Here is a 16,701-nt window from a genome sequence, read left to right as displayed (position 1 = left end):
AAATAACATTAAAGTGAAGTGGCAAACACCTGAAAAATAAATAAGGAAGAAAACACTATGGGCTCGCCGCTTTCCAGACAATTAACGCACCGTTTTTTCCGCTATCTTGCGATTACCAGCCAGAGCGATCCGAAAGTAAAAACTCTGCCCTCAACCCCGGGCCAGCACGACATGGCGCGAGAACTGGCGCAGGAGCTGGCGCAGCTGGGTTTAGACGACATCGTGATTGACGAGTTCGCTACCGTGACGGCGGTAAAAAAAGGCAACGTGCCCGGCGTGCCGCGCATTGGCTTTATTACCCATATTGATACCGTGGACGTAGGATTATCACCGGATATTCATCCGCAAATATTAACCTTTACCGGTGAAGATCTCTGTCTGAATAAAGAAAAAGAGATCTGGCTGCGGGTGAAAGAGCATCCTGAAATTCTGGCTTACCCAAATGAAGAGATTATTTTCAGCGACGGTACCAGCGTATTGGGCGCAGATAATAAATCGGCGGTCACGGTCGTTATGACGGTGCTGGAAAACTTGACGGCAGAGCATCAGCATGGGGACATCGTCGTGGCATTTGTGCCTGATGAAGAGATCGGCCTGAACGGTGCAAAGGCGCTGGATCTTAAGCGCTTCGACGTCGACTTTGCCTGGACCATCGACTGCTGCGAGCTGGGGGAAATTGTCTACGAGAACTTTAATGCGGCAGCCGCTGAGATCCGCTTCACCGGCGTGACGGCGCATCCGATGTCCGCCAAAGGAGTACTGGTGAACCCGTTGTTGATGGCGACCGATTTCATCAGCCATTTCGACCGCCAGCAAACGCCAGAGTGCACCGAGGGTCGCGAGGGCTACATCTGGTTTAACGGCATTCAGGCCGGACAGAACGACGCCGTGCTAAAGGCCAACATTCGTGATTTTGATAAAGCCGGCTTTGCCGCCCGCAAGCAGCAGATCGCGGACGTCGCCGCGCTGATTGCCGCCCAGCACCCGACGGCGAAGGTCGACTTTAGCATTGAAGATACCTACAGCAACATCAGCAATGCGATTGGCGAAGACCGGCGCGCCATCAACCTGATGTTTGAGGCGATGGAATCGCTCGGCATCACCCCAAAACCGATCCCTATGCGCGGCGGCACCGACGGCGCGGCACTCTCGGCAAAAGGGTTACTCACCCCGAACTTCTTCACCGGCGCGCATAACTTCCACTCGAAGTTTGAATTTCTGCCGCTGTCGTCGTTCGAGGCGTCTTATAACACTGCCCTGCAGATCTGCCTGCTGGCCGCCCGTTAGGCGTGCTTGCGCGCCAGCATGGTGGCAAACCGCAGCTTGATGCGGTTGCCGTTTTCATCGGTGCGGTGCAGCTCGCCAACCTCTTCGTTGTATTTGAGCAGCTCCCAGCCTTCATAGTAGTTGCTCAGTTCACCGCTTTTGAACGCAAACGGGAAGCCGACGGTGCACGGATAATCTGCCGTGTCCATCGCGGCAACGATCAGGTTGTAGCCGCCAGGTTTGGTGCAACGCTGCATGTTGGCGATAAGGCCCGGGATGGTTTTCGCCTCCAGGAACATCAGCACCACGGTGGAAAGAATAAAGTCGTACTCGCCGTCAAAGCTCAGGCTGTTAAGATCTTTGACGGCGGTATGAAGATTCTCAATCCCTTCTGCCGCCTTGATGCGCTCGATGTTATCAACGCTCATCGGGTTTTTATCCCAGGCGGTCACCTCGTGGCCGTTGGCCGCCAGGTAAAGGCTGTTGCGGCCATTACCGCAGCCCAGATCCAGCGTCTTACCGGGCTTTACAATCCCCGCGCTGTACAGCACTTCTGAATGCGTGCGGGTGAGTCCATATTTCTCTGTGAAGTAATTCTCATCGACGGTCATTGTTTTTCCTGCGTTCTCATAAATTGAAAGTGCATTTTACATGCCATTTTAAGGCGTTTACCGTCTGGTTGCCAGCCGTTCGAAAATCGAAAAATTTGCTACGTTTAGTGAAGATGCTTATCAGAGACTTGAAGATGAACAAATATCGCCTTAGCGACGAGACCCGCCTCTGGCAATGGAAAAACGGCGAAACACCCCACTCAACGACGCTGCGGCAGGTTATCGCCACGGTAGATTTTAGCGACGTGACGGCCGGCACGAAAGGCGGTTGGGTTGACGATGAGCGTGCCCTGTCCCAGGAGGGAGACTGCTGGATCTACGATGAAAACAGCGTGGTGTTTGCCGGTGCAACCGTGTCCGGCAACGCGCGCCTGACCCTGCCGTGTACCGTCAGCCACGACGCGCATATCGGCGGTAACTGCTGGCTGGACGCAGCAGAGGTCAGCCACGGGGCGCGAATAAGTGACAACGTCACCGTTCAGCACTCCTGCGTGCGTGGCGAATGCCATCTCTTCGGCGACGCGCGCGTCCTGCACAACAGCGTCATCATAGGTGCCAAAGGCCTCACGCCGGACCACGACCAGATCCTGCAAATATACGACAGGGCGACGGTAAGCCGGTCGCGCATTGTGCATCAGGCACAAATTTACGGCGAGGCGATGGTGAATAACGCGTTTGTTGAGCACCGCGCCGAAGTGTTCGACTGCGCGATCCTCGAAGGTAACGAACTCAACAACGTCTGGGTGTGCGACTGCGCCAAAGTGTACGGCAACGCCCGCGTGATTGCCGGCTTTGATGACGATGCCATCCCGACGGTGCGCTACAGCTCGCAGATTGCAGAGAACGCCGTGGTGGAAGGAAACTGCGTCATCAAGCACCACGTCCTGATCGGCGGGCAGGCCTGGCTGCGCGGCGGGCCAATCATGCTGGATGATAAAGTGGTGATTCAGGGACGCGCGCGGATCAGCGGCGACGTGCTGATAGAGCATCGGGTTGAAATCACCGACGATGCGGTGATTGAAGCCTTTGCTGGTGAGAGCATTCACCTGCGCGGTGAAAAGGTGATCAACGGCGACCAGCGCATCACCCGTACGCCGCTGCTGGGGGCGCTATAGGGTATAAATTTTGCCGTAGACGTTCACATCGTCATAGGCGCCATTCAGGTATTCCGCTTCCCGCAGGCACCCTTCCTGCGTAAAACCGTTGCGCAGGGCCACGCTGTTGCTCTGCTGATTCGCCACCCGACACTTGATCACAAAACGGCGGATCTCACCGCGCTCAGCGTAGTAGCGCATAAACGCCTGCAGCGACTGCGAGAGGATCCCCTGCCCCTGATGTGCTTCATCCAGCCAGTAGCCGATGTACCCGGCTTTGTTGGCTGGCTCAATCGCATTGAACGACAGTACGCCGACCAGCGCATCCTCCCTGAAGATCAAAAACATTTTGGCGTAGCCGCGCTGGTGCAGCATCTGGTTACTCTGCACGTTGCGTCGGGTATCGTCCTCGCTGCCCACGTGCTGCGCCCAGTCAAAAGCGGTTTGCAGAAAGGCTCTGTTTTTGACGACGAGGTTATGCAGTTCGGTGGTATAGCGCTCTTCGACGGCGCGAAGCTCGAGAGCGTCAGATACGGGAATAGTTTCGGATTGTGTTGCGGTCATTGCCCCTCACCCTAACCCTCTCCCGGAGGGAGAGGGAATCGATCGTTAACGCATTACCCGGTCATCAACGTAATGACGTTTATCCGGCGCTGGCGGGAAATACTGATACAGCCAGGTTTCGCTGATGGCATCGCCCTGGCAGCGCAGGAACAGGCGCATATCCACCGGCTCCGTCGAATCCGACGTTGGGTACCAGTCAAACAGAATGCGATAGCCGTCAAACGGTTCAACGTAAAGGATTTCAACCTGCTTTGCTTCACCACTGGAGAGCGTAATCACCGGCTCGATGCCCTTCGGTGCGGCGGCCTTCAGGTCGCCGCCGACGAAGTCGATAGCAAAGCGACGGGCCCACACTTTCGGGTAATTTTCGCCCGGCGCCCAGCCTTCCGGGAAACCGCCCATGCCGGTGCGGGTCGCGTAGACGTTCGCCAGCGGGGAGCGCACCGGCGGCTGTGCGCTCCAGTACAGACGATATTTGAAGTCCAGCTCGGCGCCCGCTTTCACCGGTTTTTCCGGCTGCCAGAAGCAGACCACATTATCCAGCGTTTCACCGGTGGTCGGGATCTCCATCAGCGCGATGGATCCTTTACCCCAGTCGTTGCGCGGTTCAACCCACAGGCTCGGGCGCTTGTTATACCAGCCCATCACGTCCTGATAGTGCGAGAAATCGCGATCGAGCTGCAGCAGCCCGAACCCTTTCGGGTTTTTGTCGAGGTAGGCATTGAACTGCAGCTTCTGCGGGTTATTGAGCGGACGGCAGATCCACTCCCCGTTGCCGCGCCACATGGCAAGGCGGTCAGAGTCGTGGATTTGCGGGTGAATGGTGTCGCACATGCGGCGTTCGTTATTGCCGCAGCTGAACATGCTGGTCATTGGCGCGATGCCGAGCTGCTTGATGTCCTTACGCGCGTAGAGATGGTTTTCCACCTCCATGATCACCTGGCTTTTTTCGCAGTGGATCACGAATTTATAGGCACCGGTGATGCTCGGGCTGTCCAGCAGCGTGTAGACGGTAAAGGTAGTGTCGCCCGGCTTAACGGTTTCAAACCAGAAAGAGGTAAAGTCCGGGAACTCTTCCGGCGTGTCGGTAAAGGTATCTACCGCCAGACCGCGGGCGGAAAGGCCGTACTGGTAGGTGTCATCCACCGCGCGGAAATAGCTCGCGCCCAGGAAAGAGACGATATCGCGACGCGCCAGCTCTGGTGCTTTAAAGGCGCGGAAGCCCGCAAAGCCGAGATCGCTTTGCCCTTCCAGCTGTTTGGTATCCACACCCGTTTCGCCGTAGCTGAACAGCTCAGGACGGAAGTGGATCTCGCGCGCCATCGAGGTCGACTGGTCCAGCGAGAACATCCGCACGCGGCGGCGGAACCCCATTCCCATATGGAAGAACTGCACGTCCAGCTGACGGCCTTCAATGTTGTTCCACAGTGACTGCTTTTCATCGTAGCGGATGGCGTTGTACGCCTGCGGCGTCATGGTCGCCAGCGTCTCCGGCAGCGGACGCGGCGCGCCCCCCCACGGGGTTTTCGCCAGGTCATGCGCCATGGATTGCAGTACGGAGAAGTCAAAACGACGGCTCTGGCCGTCAGCAATGTCAGAGTCGGCCGCGTATGCCGCTTTGGAAAACAGGGAAGCAAGGCCAGAGGTACCGCTCAGGGCTGCCACTGCCAGCGAGCCTTTTAGAAAACGTCTGCGATTCATGCCTGGAAAAACGTCCTTATGGTCGTGTGAATGTGTTTCGCGCTCGGCGAAATGACGGCAAGAAAGAACGCACAGCCTAAACAAAAATGGTTAAGAATCCAATTGTTGGCCGGTGATTATCTGAACAAAGTGAGAAATATTTTCTGTCGACCAGAACGGCCCGAAAGTGGTGTAAAGAAAGCCTGGAAAATGTGTATAAAAATGCCCCGTCAGGACATCAGCTGACGGGGCAAATGAGGCGGTTATTTTACGCTGACATCGATACCCGGGAAGTACTTATCAGCGAGTTTAGCGATCGTGCCGTCGGCACGTACTTTATCAATCGCGGCATCAAGCTGCTTTTTGGTGGCCTCGTCCCCTTTACGCAGCCCAAAACCGATCCCACTGCCGAGGATAGTGTCGTCAGACACCGGTTTGCCGATGAAGCCAAACCCTTTCCCCTGCGGCTTGCTGAGGAAACCTGCCTGCCCGGCCGCGGACATGACCAGCGAGGCGTCGATACGGCCATTCAGCAGATCGCCCCAGGCCATATTCTGATCTTTATAAGACACCACGGTGACACCCTGCTTTTCCCAGTGCTCTTTGGCATAGGTTTCCTGAATGGAGCCCTGCAGCACGCCGATGGTTTTCCCCTTCAGCCCTTCAGGCGTCGCCTCAACCGCCGTCCCGGCCTTGCCGACCAGCTGCGACGGAATACGGTAGATCGGCTGGGTGAAATCAATGCTCTTGCGGCGCTGTTCGGTGATATTCATCGCCGAGTTGATGGCGTCAAACTTCTTCGCCACCAGCCCCGGGATCAGCGCGTCAAACGAGGTTTCCACCCAACTGCACTTCATCGCTGCCACTTTGCAGATGGCGTTACCCAGCTCAACGTCAAACCCTTCCAGCTCGCCTGAGGCATTGCGGCTCTCAAACGGCGGGTACTCCGCTTCCAGACCGTAGCGCAGCTCGGTGGCCGCGAAGGACGAAAAGGTACACAGCAATCCCATGCCGACAACTAACGCGCGTAATTTCATCTCATACTCCTTAGCGTGGTTTAACCCGACACAGGGCCTGGGCACCTGCCCGTAACGTCGCCTCATCTTTCGCAAAAGAGAGACGAATCAATTTATTATCCGTGCCGTCCGCATAAAACGCCGACAGCGGAATGGTGGCAACACCGTACTCAACGATCAGCCGTTTCACCAGCTCGCTGTCCCGCTCGTCGCTGAACCGGCTGTAGTCCGCCAGCATAAAGAACGATCCGGCGCTCGGCAGCAGGGTAAACGGCGAATCGGCCAGCAGGCCGTGCAGCAGATCGCGCTTGCGCTGGTAAAATGCCGACAGCGACAGCCAGGTTTGCGGATCGGTCATGTGTTCTGCAAACGCGTGCTGCATTGGCGTATCGGCAGAGAACATCAAAAATTGATGGACTTTACATATCTCGTCCATCAGCTCTGCGGGTGCCACACAATAACCCACGCGCCAGCCGGTGACGTGATAGGTTTTTCCGAAAGAAGAAATAATCACGCTGCGTTCCGCCAGCTGCGGGTGCGTGGCCATCCCGTGGTGCGGTTCCCCATCGAACACGACGTGTTCGTACACTTCGTCAGACAAAATAATGATGTCGGTATTGCGCGTCAGCGCCGCCAGCTGCTGCAGGTCATTGGTCGTGAAGACCTGGCCGCTCGGGTTGTGCGGCGTATTGATGATGATCATGCGCGTGCGCGGGGTGATGGCGGCACGGACCTCGTCCCAGTTGACGGCAAAATCCGGGACCGTAAGCTTGATGGCGACAGGCGTTGCCCCCTGCAGGCGAACAATGGGCGCATAGCTGTCAAACGACGGCTCAAAGTAGATCACCTCATCGCCCGGGTGCACCAGCCCGCTTATCGCTGAATAGAGCCCTTCGCTGGCGCTGGCGGTCACCAGCACCTCGCTGGCAGGGTCATACTGCGTGCCGTAGAGGGCGGCAATTTTATCAACAATACGTTCCTTGAGCGGCTGCAGGCCGGTCATTGCCGCATACTGGTTATGCCCAGCCTCCATCGCGCGGGTGACGCCGGCGATCAGCTTCGGGTCGCAGGAAAAATTCGGCGCGCCCTGAGAAAGGTTAATGGCATTATGCTGGGCCGAAAGCTGGCCAATAACGGTAAAAATGGTGGTTCCCACGTCTGGCAGCTTGGAGCGCGTTTGCACTGGCGTTCGTAAAGTCATCCTCTTTCCCTTCTCATGGACATTGCATAACTATTCAAACAACAAGTGCGTTGCCGGGACAATCGAATTGTTGTCATAATAGCCATGAGAAAAATGCATAGCTGAGGTGTTTTCATGTCGCGCCGTTCGCTCCCGCTCAATGCCATCGACGCATTTTTAGTCACCGCGCGTCACCTGAATCTGACCCACGCCGCCGCAGAGTTGTGTCTGACGCAGGGGGCTGTGAGCCGCAAGATTTCTTCTCTTGAGACGTGGTTTGGTTTTCCGCTCTTTGAGCGCCACGCGCGCGGGCTGCGCCTCTCGCCCCAGGGCAGCGCCCTGCTGCCTGAGCTGCAGTCCGCTTTCGGGCAGCTGCTGACCGTAGCCGACCAGGCCCGCAGCCTGCACACGGTGATCCGGCTTAAGGCGCCTACCTGCGCCATGCGCTGGCTGGTGCCGCGTCTGCTGGAGGTAGAGCGCGAGCAGCCGGACCTGCAGATCGCGCTCACCACCACCACCGATCATAACGTCAATTTCAAAACCGAATCTTACGACGCGGCCATCGTCTTCGGCACGCACATGAGCGCAGGCGATCTGCTGTTCGAAGAGGCGCTAACCCCGGTATTCAGCCCCGTCAGGGCGGGTGCCGCACTGGGTTCGCTGACGTTTCTTCACCCGACAAGGGATAAGACAGACTGGTCACTGTGGCTGGCGAATCAGGAAGGTCCGGGCTTTGCTATGCACAAAAATCAACACTTCGATACGATGGATCTCGCCATCACCGCCGCCATTCAGGGGCTTGGTGTTGCCATCGCCGACGAAACGCTGGTGGCAGAAGATGTCCGCGCCGGAAGGCTGATGCGCCCCTATGAAGCAAGTGTAAAAACCGGCGCGAGCTACCGGCTGGTGCTACGCGAAACGCCTTGCCAGGAAAATGGTCTGTCGGCGTTTCGCGCCTGTTTGCTTAATCGAGGCTGACGTGGTGCTTCATCACGCGTTTGAAGAGACTCATGCGGGCGCGCATAAAGCGGTTTTCAAGCCTGAAACCCGCATATTTATTCACGCCAATACGTAACAGCACGTCCCGCCCTTTGCGGCAGGCTGGCCAGCGCGTCGGCCCGTGAAGGCAGTCATGCGTTCCGGCATCGCGCGCAAAGCTTACCCAGTAATCAGCCACCTGGGCGGCAAACTGTAGATCCCGCTCATTGACATACTGACGTGAAGGCTCCACCTGGCCGAGGGTATCGAAGACATAGGGAACTTCGTTGCCGTGCCAGGCGCCGTTGATATACGTGCCATGTTCCGCTTCGGCCACATAGTCAAACCAGTAACGCCAGCAAAGCCCGCCGACGCGCTGCTGGGCCTGCATCACCACGTAGCCCATGGTGGTGAAGGCCATGTCGCGGCATACCTGCCTGCCGAGCTCCTCATCGCCCTTCACGCCCGGATAAAGCAGCTTGATGAGCCCCAGACCGAAGCGGCGCTCCCGGCGAAGCTTCTGGATTTGCCCTGCGAGGTCGACCCCAAACACCGCCATCACGCTGGCTTCATCGCTGTTGGAGCCAATCATCACCGGCACGGGATGCTGGCGGGCGGCGAAAAAGACGTCCAGCATCGCCTCCGGCAGAACGCAATCCCCGACGATGGGCGCCGGGGCGATGTTCAGCGGCGCGGTCAACGGCCAGAACGCCTCGGGCGGAATGGCGCGCAGCTGCTCTGCCGTCGCGTTCTCCAGACCAAAATGGGCGGCCAGCGCTTCCCCTTTTTGCAGGGCCTGCTCGCGCGGCGTGTCCGGCAAGGTGTATCCGCTTTGCACTATCGCCTTATGGAACAATCCTGCTGCCAGCGGCGAGGCCAGCAGAGAAAGCACGCTGCGCGCGCCGGCGGATTCGCCAAACAGGGTGACGTTATTGGGGTCGCCGCCAAACGCGGCGATATTCTCCCTCACCCATTCGAGCGCGGCGATCTGGTCCAGCAGGGCAAAATTATGCACCACCCGCTCTTCTTCCCCCTCCAGCGCGGGATGGGCGAAAAAGCCGAGATGGCCGAGACGGTAGTTAATCGTGACGACAACCACCCCGCGTGATGCCAGGGCTTTGCCGTTGTACGGCGGCAGGCCACCGGCGCCGATCGTAAACCCGCCCCCGTGCAGCCAGACCATGACCGGGAGCGGCCCGGTACGGTCAACGGGGGACCAGACGTTAAGATAGAGGCAGTCTTCAGAAAACTGGCCTGGATCGCCCCCGCCCAGCTCCTGACAATATTCACTGCTTTGCCAGCTTGAGGGCGAAAAGGCGGTGGCTTCACGCACGCCTTCCCAGCGTTCCGGAGGCCGCGGCGAGCGCCAGCGCCACTCGCCAACGGGCGGTGCGGCATAGGGAATACCGCACCAGCGGTGAACGTTTTCATCGGTTAAACCAGACAGTGCGCCCTGGCGCGTTTCAACCACAGGGGCGGAAGGATTTTGCATAACAACCTTATTTTTTCCATCACACCCCTGAAGAGTAACGATTTCAGAGCAAACCGCAACGCTGTTTGCTGCGCGTTTCCGCCTCCTCGTAGAGCGAAAACTCGTCATACACCGGGCAGCCGAGCGCGGCTTCAAACGCATTGCGGCTGGCATTACCGCGGCTGCGGGCCTGGGTTTCGTTCCCGAGATTGGACTGGAAAATCCCCGCCGCGCTGACCGGGAGGAAATCCTCGTAGGTGATCGGCTGAGCAACCACCCAACCGCGCTCGATCAGCGGTTGCGGATCGTCTCCCGGACGAAACGCGTGGCGATGGGCTTCTCCCGCCGGGGTCAGGCGGTAGCGAAAATAGGCAAGCTCCTGACGGCGCAGGAACATTTCGCTGTCCGGGAAGGCGCTGAAAATCTCCTGTAAATGCAGCTGGTGCGTGAGGTTATCTTTACCGGTTCCGGCCTGGGCCAGCAGGCTATCGTACAGTTCCCGACCTTTCGGGGTCAGCGCCACGCCGCGCTGTTCAATTTCACCGAAGCGCGCGGTGTGGGTGCCTTTGTGTTCACCGGCGAAAAGCACCGGCTCTTCCAGCGCCTTGAAGCTGGTCTGACGCAGCAGGATCGGCACTTCACGACGCGGCGGCCCTTCGATCAGAATTTTTGGCTCAATGCCATACTTCGGCATCAGCTCCTGCACACGGTCAATGTCCAGCGTGCGCGGCGTGAGGTGGTTGATATGGCACCCGGGGAAGCAGACCACGTCGGCAATCAGACGGTGCTCGTGACTCAACGCCAGGTAGGTCTCCTGGTCGACCGTTGCATGACGGTGCCAGCGGAAGGTTTCTAACGCTTCCTGTACAAACTCGTGCGCCTGCGTTTCGGTAAAGCCCCCTTCCAACTCGTGGAGATCAATAAGTTCCAGACAGCGTGGCGTAAAGATGTTTCGGTGAGAGAGAATTTCTGCCGCCCGCTCGCGTAACGCCAGGTTTTCAATCAGCTCAAGGCGCAGCAGAGAGGTAAAGATACGAAACGGATTGCGGCACAGCGCCGCATCATCAACCGGACGAAACGCCGTCGAGTGGACCGGCACCCCCGCCTGGGAGAGATCGTAATAGCTGACCGGATACATGCCCATAATGGCAAACATACGGCGCAGGGTGGAAAGCTCTTGTGCCGTCCCGACGCGGATCGCCCCATGACGCTCCACGTTAAGGCGCGCCAGCTCGTCGGCATTCGCCAGTTGTTCATGTAAGAGTGGGTTATTTTCCAGAACCGCCAGGTTTACGTCCGCAACCAGTTCAAGCAACGTGCCGTACTGCGGAACTTCCTGCTGGTACATCGCCGACATAGCCTGCGAAAAATGTTCCCGAATATCATCAGCCGTGATGGTGTTCGCCATGATGTCATGCCTCCAGTGAATATTACCTGGAGTGTAGAGAAACCCGTTCCTTCCGGGGGGAAGAATTTCTGATTTGTGATCTTAAGACGACAGTGGTCAAACCGTGTGCTACCGGTCGCTGACGCTCCCTGCCGAAACGCGCTTTTCGCCTCGTCATCTTTTTCCAGGATTTTCCTTATAATTATTTATGGCTCAGTTTTCTAGCTATAAAGTATTAATTTTTCGCACGGTGCCGATTGCAAAATAATCAGTCATGGCACGCCCTTTATTTTATCTTCACCTTTCAACTTTTTAGTCGAAACTTAGGACTAATCTTAGCTAACGTTTACAAGTCCCTCCCACTTCTCAATATTTTCCCGTCAGGCGAAGCGCAAAGCGTTCAATATTCAAAAATAACGCAACCGCAAATAGCAAGACGCATTTGACGAATGCCCCATAGCGACTAAAGTTATTAATCGAACGACGAGTGATACGGAATATTTTCGTATCGTACTGACATAACCAATATATGAATATGAGGTTTAATATGGCAGAGCATCGTGGTGGTTCCGGTAATTTCGCTGAAGACCGTGAAAAAGCATCAGAAGCTGGACGTAAAGGTGGCCAGCACAGCGGTGGTAATTTTAAAAACGATCCGCAACGCGCATCTGAAGCGGGTAAGAAAGGGGGACAGAACAGTCACGGCGGAGGCCGTAAATCTGATAACTCCTGATCTTATTTAGTACTCTTTTAATAAAACCAGAGAGCATGCTGCGGGCTGAAAAGCTCGCAGTACCCTCTCCTTATTTTACCGGAGCGTAATAATTATGAATATGAAAAGTGTTGAGGATGTATTTATTCATCTTCTCTCGGATACCTACAGTGCGGAAAAACAGCTTACCCGCGCGCTGAGTAAGCTTGCCCGCGCCGCATCCAGCGAGAAACTGAGCGCGGCCTTTACCGCACACCTTGAAGAGACGCAGGGCCAGATCGAGCGTATCGACCAGATCGTCGAACAAGAAGACGGTATCAAACTCAAGCGCATGAAATGCGTGGCGATGGAAGGCTTAATTGAAGAAGCCAACGAAGTCATCGAAAGCACGGAAAAAAATGAAGTCCGTGATGCTGCCCTAATTGCCGCTGCGCAAAAAGTAGAGCATTACGAAATTGCCAGTTACGGTACTCTAGCAACGCTTGCAGAACAACTTGGCTATAAAAAAGCCGTTAAGCTTCTTGCCGAAACGCTGGAAGAAGAAAAAGAGACCGACCTTAAACTCACCGATCTGGCCGTTGTAAATATTAACCAAAAAGCGCAGAAATGACGCAATAACACAGGTTAAATAAAATGAGCATCAGTCCCAGGACAATTAAACGGTGCCATTTAACGGCAGCTATAATATGGTTCATTCTCGCTATCCCTTCCGTAATATGGTGGAAGAACAGCGTGCTATGGGTCATTATCATCAGTATTTACGCCAATATTGTCGGCCATTTATCTGGCTACAGTGCCGCGCGTGCCGATCAGGCTGCTGAGAGTGAGACCAAATAAGCGAACCCCTAATGAGGATACAATGATGAATCACGTAGAACACTACCATGACTGGCTACGCGATGCCCATGCGATGGAAAAGCAAGCCGAGTCAATGCTGGAATCCATGGCCAGCCGCATCGATAATTATCCCGATGTTCGCGCCAGAATTGAACAGCATATTAATGAGACAAAACGGCAAATTACATTGCTGGAGGAAATCCTCGACCGTAATGATATTTCTCGTTCGGTTTTAAAAGACTCGATGAGCAAAATGGCGGCGCTGGGTCAGTCCATCGGCGGCATGTTCCCGTCTGATGAAATCGTTAAGGGCTCAATCAGCGGCTATGTTTTCGAACAGTTTGAAATCGCCTGCTACACCTCCCTGCTCGCCGCCGCAAAAAAAGCGGGCGATAGTGCCTCCGTGCCCGCCATTGAGACGATCCTGGCGGAAGAGCGCGAGATGGCCGACTGGCTGATTCGCCACATCCCGCAGACGACGGAACAGTTCCTGCTGCGTTCAGACGCATCGGGTGTCGAAGCGAAAAAATAACTCAGGAGAGTCTATATGTTTCGACACGTTAAACAGCTGCAATACACGGTTCGCGTTGCTGAACCGAACCCGGGTCTCGCCAATCTACTCCTGGAACAGTTTGGCGGGCCGCAGGGCGAACTGGCGGCCGCCTGCCGCTACTTTACGCAAGGGTTGAGCGATGACGATCCTGGCCGTAAGGATATGCTGATGGACATTGCAACCGAGGAGTTAAGCCACCTCGAAATCATCGGTACGTTGGTCGGCATGCTGAACAAAGGTGCCAAAGGCGCGCTGGCGGAAGGGGTGGAAAATGAGGCTGAGCTCTATCGGTCCATGACCGAAAACGGGAACGACAGCCACATCACTTCCCTGCTCTACGGCGGCGGCACACCGCTCACTAACTCGGCGGGCGTGCCCTGGACGGCGGCCTACGTCGATACCATCGGCGAGCCAACTGCAGATCTGCGCTCGAACGTGGCGGCAGAGGCCAGGGCGAAGATCATCTACGAACGGCTGATCAACGTCACTGACGATCCCGGAGTAAAAGATGCGCTGGCGTTTTTGATGACGCGTGAGGCGGCGCATCAGCTCTCCTTTGAAAAAGCGTTACAGTCCATTCGTAATAATTTCCCGCCGGGGAAACTGCCGCCAATCGAGGAATTCACCAACAAGTACTACAATATGTCAGAAGGTGGAGAGGTTCGCGGAAGCTGGAACAGCGATAAGCACTTTGATTACGTTGAGTCCCCCCAGCCTGCGGTGGATGGCGGTGACGGCAGCGCCAGTGTGACGCTCACAACCGAACAGGCAACCCTGGTTAAGGCGATGTCTGCCCGCACGAAGTCCGATCCACATTCCGACCCGCTGACCGGTGCCGAGCTGGGCGCCGGAAAGACTAAACCGTAATCGGTTTTGCCGGTAGCCCTGCGCTACCGGTAATTCTCGTGCCCCATCGCTTCAGAGGTACGGACAATGTTCGAACTTGATGCATTCCATCTAGCCAGAATTCAGTTCGCTTTTACCGTCTCGTTTCACATTCTTTTCCCGGCGATAACCATTGGTCTTGCCAGCTATCTTGTCGTGCTGGAGGGCATGTGGCTGCGCACCAAAAACGACGTCTGGCGTTCGCTTTACCACTTCTGGCTCAAGATATTTGCCGTTAACTTCGGGATGGGGGTGGTTTCCGGGCTGGTCATGGCGTATCAGTTCGGTACCAACTGGAGCGGGTTCTCCCAGTTCGCGGGCAGCATTACCGGCCCCCTGCTGACCTACGAGGTGTTAACCGCCTTCTTCCTGGAAGCCGGCTTCCTGGGCGTTATGATGTTCGGCTGGAACAAGGTCGGCCCCGGGCTGCACTTCTTTTCAACCTGCATGGTGGCGCTCGGCACGCTGATGTCGACCTTCTGGATCCTCGCCTCCAACAGCTGGATGCACACCCCGCAGGGTTTTACTATCGAAAACGGACAGGTTATTCCGCAGGACTGGCTGGCGATTATCTTTAACCCCTCCTTCCCTTACCGCCTTATCCATATGGCCATCGCCGCGTTTCTGAGCAGCGCGCTGTTCGTCGGCGCGTCGGGCGCATGGCACCTGCTGCGCGGAAACGATACCCCTGCCATACGCACCATGTTCTCGATGGCGATGTGGATGGCGCTGCTGGTCGCCCCCATCCAGGCCGTGGTGGGCGATATGCACGGCCTGAACACGCTTGAGCATCAGCCTGCCAAAATTGCCGCCATCGAGGGGCACTGGGAAAATCCGCCCGGCGAGGCCACGCCGCTGCTGCTGTTTGGCCTGCCGGATATGGACGAGGAGCGCACCAAATACGGTCTGGAGATCCCCGCCCTCGGCAGCCTTATCCTGACGCACAGCCTGGATAAGCAGGTGCCGGCGCTGAAAGACTTCCCGAAAGAGGATCGCCCAAACTCAACCATCGTCTTCTGGTCGTTCCGCATCATGGTCGGGATGGGCCTGCTGATGATTACCCTCGGCCTGGTCAGCCTGTGGCTACGCTATCGCCACAGGCTCTATCACTCGCGCCCGTTCCAGTGGTTTGCCCTCTGCATGGGGCCCGCGGGTCTGGTGGCGCTGCTAGCCGGCTGGGTAACCACCGAAGTGGGCCGCCAGCCGTGGGTCGTCTACGGTTATCTGCGCACGATTGACGCGGTCTCCCTGCACAGCACCCTGCAGATGAGCATCAGCCTGCTGGCGTTCTTCGTTGTCTACTCGTCGGTGTTTGGCGTGGGCTATGTTTACCTCATCCGGTTGATTAAGAAAGGCCCGCAGCCTGTCGATACGCTGACCTCAAACACGTCGGGCACCCCCGCCCGTCCGCTGTCTGCCGCGGAGTCTGTTCCGGAACAGGAGAGAAACTGATGGGCGTCGATATCTCTGTTATCTGGTTTGCCATCATCGTCTTTGCCACGCTGATGTACATCATTATGGATGGCTTTGATTTGGGCATCGGCCTGCTATTTAACTTCGTGGGCGATGCGAAAGAGCGGGATGTGATGGTCAACAGCGTAGCACCCGTGTGGGACGGCAACGAGACCTGGCTGGTGCTCGGCGGCGCCGGGCTGTTCGGCGCGTTCCCGCTGGCTTATGCGGTCATTATTGATGCGCTGACCATCCCCCTTACCGCGATGCTGATCGGCCTCATCTTTCGTGGGGTAGCCTTTGAGTTTCGCTTTAAAGCGACGCCTTCGCACCGCAAATTCTGGGACTACTCTTTCGCCGGTGGCTCCCTGCTCGCCACCTTCAGCCAGGGGATCGTCGTGGGGGCGGTGATCAACGGCTTTGAGGTTGAGGGCAGACGATTTGTGGGCTCGCCGCTCGACTGGCTGACGCCCTTTAACCTCTTCTGCGGTATCGGACTGGTCGTCGCCTACACGCTGCTGGGCACCACCTGGCTTATCATGAAAAGTGAAGGCGCATTGCAGCACCGGATGCGCGAGCTGACCCGCCACGTGCTGCTGGCCCTGGTGGTGGTCATCGCGGTCGTCAGCGTCTGGACGCCGCTCGGCTGGCAGTACGTAGCCGACCGCTGGTTTACCCTGCCCAACTTCTTCTGGTTCCTGCCGGTTCCGCTGCTAGTCGGGCTTTTCAGCGTGCTGATCTGGCGCCTGACCCGCAACCCGGCCAGCCACTCGCGTCCCTTCCTGCTTACGCTGGGGCTGATTTTCCTCGGGTTTAGCGGGCTCGGTATCAGCCTGTGGCCGAACATTATTCCGCCGCGCATCACTCTGTGGGAAGCCGCGGCGCCCCCCGCCAGCCAGCTGTTTATGCTGGTCGGGACCCTGCTGATTATTCCGGTGATTCTGGTGTACACCGCCTGGAGCTACTATGTTTTCCGGGGTAAAGTGTCGGATACTGAAGGCTATCACTGAGGAAC

At 56.8% G+C, this 16,701-nt stretch carries 17 protein-coding genes; 10 read left to right on the top strand and 7 right to left on the bottom strand.

Translation table 11 applies throughout. The features are described from left to right. Positions 1-57 precede the first annotated feature (57 nt). Positions 58-1,287 (top strand): peptidase T, encoded by a 1,230-nt coding sequence (pepT, locus tag HBM95_11165; GenBank protein ID NIH43491.1) that lies wholly within the window; start codon positions 58-60, stop codon positions 1,285-1,287. On the opposite strand, the gene tehB is transcribed toward pepT, so the two are convergent. Then, complete coding sequence (gene tehB / locus HBM95_11160; GenBank protein NIH43490.1) at positions 1,284-1,877, bottom strand: tellurite resistance methyltransferase TehB; 594 nt, start codon at positions 1,875-1,877, stop codon at positions 1,284-1,286. The two genes, pepT and tehB, sit on opposite strands and share 4 nt — an antisense overlap. 134 nt (positions 1,878-2,011) lie before the next feature. Between tehB and HBM95_11155 the strand changes: the two genes are divergently transcribed. After that, on the top strand, positions 2,012-2,992 hold the full coding sequence (locus HBM95_11155; GenBank protein NIH43489.1) for a hypothetical protein: 981 nt from the start codon (positions 2,012-2,014) through the stop codon (positions 2,990-2,992). Here HBM95_11155 and rimL read toward each other — a convergent pair. The 4 genes from rimL to HBM95_11135 form a co-directional block, all read right to left on the bottom strand. Next, positions 2,987-3,535 carry a 50S ribosomal protein L7/L12-serine acetyltransferase gene (gene rimL / locus HBM95_11150; protein NIH43488.1) on the bottom strand — a complete coding sequence of 183 codons (549 nt, stop codon included), beginning with the start codon at positions 3,533-3,535 and terminating at the stop codon, positions 2,987-2,989. The genes HBM95_11155 and rimL overlap by 6 nt on opposite strands. Positions 3,536-3,580: 45 nt before the next feature. After that, on the bottom strand, positions 3,581-5,236 hold the full coding sequence (locus tag HBM95_11145; protein NIH43487.1) for a glucan biosynthesis protein: 1,656 nt from the start codon (positions 5,234-5,236) through the stop codon (positions 3,581-3,583). Between the two features lie 242 nt (positions 5,237-5,478). Beyond that, entirely contained in the window at positions 5,479-6,252 is a 774-nt protein-coding gene (locus HBM95_11140; GenBank protein NIH43486.1) for a transporter substrate-binding domain-containing protein, read from the bottom strand. A gap of 10 nt (positions 6,253-6,262) precedes the next feature. After that, positions 6,263-7,432, bottom strand: a complete 1,170-nt coding sequence (locus HBM95_11135) for a pyridoxal phosphate-dependent aminotransferase (protein NIH43485.1) — start codon at positions 7,430-7,432, stop codon at positions 6,263-6,265. A gap of 114 nt (positions 7,433-7,546) precedes the next feature. Here HBM95_11135 and HBM95_11130 point away from each other — a divergent pair, with 114 nt between their 5' ends. Continuing rightward, the gene (locus HBM95_11130; GenBank protein NIH43484.1) at positions 7,547-8,389 is read left to right on the top strand and encodes a LysR family transcriptional regulator; all 843 of its coding nucleotides are present in this window, start codon (positions 7,547-7,549) and stop codon (positions 8,387-8,389) included. On the opposite strand, the gene HBM95_11125 is transcribed toward HBM95_11130, so the two are convergent. After that, positions 8,376-9,881, bottom strand: coding sequence for a carboxylesterase/lipase family protein (locus tag HBM95_11125; protein ID NIH43483.1), 1,506 nt, complete (start codon positions 9,879-9,881; stop codon positions 8,376-8,378). The genes HBM95_11130 and HBM95_11125 overlap by 14 nt on opposite strands. Positions 9,882-9,924: 43 nt before the next feature. After that, positions 9,925-11,268 carry a VOC family protein gene (locus HBM95_11120; protein ID NIH43482.1) on the bottom strand — a complete coding sequence of 448 codons (1,344 nt, stop codon included), beginning with the start codon at positions 11,266-11,268 and terminating at the stop codon, positions 9,925-9,927. A 526-nt stretch (positions 11,269-11,794) separates the two neighbouring features. Here HBM95_11120 and HBM95_11115 point away from each other — a divergent pair. The 7 genes from HBM95_11115 (at position 11,795) to cydB (ending at position 16,696) form a co-directional block, all read left to right on the top strand. Further along, positions 11,795-11,980, top strand: a complete 186-nt coding sequence (locus HBM95_11115) for a general stress protein (GenBank protein ID NIH43481.1) — start codon at positions 11,795-11,797, stop codon at positions 11,978-11,980. Between the two features lie 94 nt (positions 11,981-12,074). Next, complete coding sequence (locus tag HBM95_11110) at positions 12,075-12,569, top strand: ferritin-like domain-containing protein (protein NIH43480.1); 495 nt, start codon at positions 12,075-12,077, stop codon at positions 12,567-12,569. Between the two features lie 23 nt (positions 12,570-12,592). Beyond that, on the top strand, positions 12,593-12,796 hold the full coding sequence (locus tag HBM95_11105) for a hypothetical protein (GenBank protein ID NIH43479.1): 204 nt from the start codon (positions 12,593-12,595) through the stop codon (positions 12,794-12,796). Between the two features lie 25 nt (positions 12,797-12,821). Further along, positions 12,822-13,328, top strand: coding sequence for a ferritin-like domain-containing protein (locus HBM95_11100; GenBank protein ID NIH43478.1), 507 nt, complete (start codon positions 12,822-12,824; stop codon positions 13,326-13,328). 15 nt (positions 13,329-13,343) lie between these two features. Then, entirely contained in the window at positions 13,344-14,216 is an 873-nt protein-coding gene (locus HBM95_11095) for a manganese catalase family protein (GenBank protein NIH43477.1), read from the top strand. Between the two features lie 66 nt (positions 14,217-14,282). After that, a complete protein-coding gene (locus tag HBM95_11090; GenBank protein ID NIH43476.1) occupies positions 14,283-15,686 on the top strand; it encodes a cytochrome ubiquinol oxidase subunit I in 1,404 nt (467 codons plus the stop codon). Continuing rightward, entirely contained in the window at positions 15,686-16,696 is a 1,011-nt protein-coding gene (cydB, locus tag HBM95_11085) for a cytochrome d ubiquinol oxidase subunit II (protein ID NIH43475.1), read from the top strand. The genes HBM95_11090 and cydB overlap by 1 nt, the downstream gene beginning before the upstream one ends. Positions 16,697-16,701: the final 5 nt, after the last annotated feature.

Source organism: Enterobacter asburiae (assembly GCA_011754535.1).
GTDB classification, from domain to species: domain Bacteria; phylum Pseudomonadota; class Gammaproteobacteria; order Enterobacterales; family Enterobacteriaceae; genus Enterobacter; species Enterobacter cloacae_N.
The sequence above is the reverse complement of the archived record's forward strand: the minus strand, read 5'-3'. Positions and strand labels throughout refer to the sequence as shown.